This window comes from Pseudoneobacillus rhizolycopersici (assembly GCF_054786815.1).
The window spans coordinates 1-275 of record NZ_JBTOOE010000092.1; the positions used below are offsets into that span (position 1 = coordinate 1).

The 275-nt window shown below is 29.5% G+C and carries 1 protein-coding gene; it reads left to right on the forward strand.

All coding sequences use genetic code 11. The features are described from left to right. Positions 1-89 precede the first annotated feature (89 nt). On the forward strand, positions 90-248 hold the full coding sequence (locus tag ACX9YW_RS22980) for a ribbon-helix-helix protein, CopG family (RefSeq protein ID WP_005917947.1): 159 nt from the start codon (positions 90-92) through the stop codon (positions 246-248). Positions 249-275: the final 27 nt, after the last annotated feature.

Consider the following 275-nt stretch of genomic DNA (forward strand, 5'->3'; position numbering starts at 1 on the left):
TTGCCAAAAAAACGCGTGTATGTAAAAAAGTTTGACAAAAAAAGCAAATAAAAGTAAAATTAATTTACAATATTTAGAAGGAGTATGTTATGGCTGAAAATAAAAAAAGAGTTTCGATTGGGTTAACAGACAAACAGTATGAATTAGTTGAAAAGTTGGCTAAAGAAAAGGGCTTTTCAAAGTCTGCAATATTTGTTTTAGCTTTAGAAGAATATTCGAGAAAGGAATCAGAGCAAAAAAATAAGTGAGAACTCATTCCCTTCAAGAAATACGAG

What these genes read in the sequence shown, in the direction of transcription:
- ACX9YW_RS22980 (WP_005917947.1), top strand. Translation starts at nt 90, where the DNA reads ATGGCTGAAAATAAAAAAAGAGTTTCGATTGGGTTAACAGACAAACAG.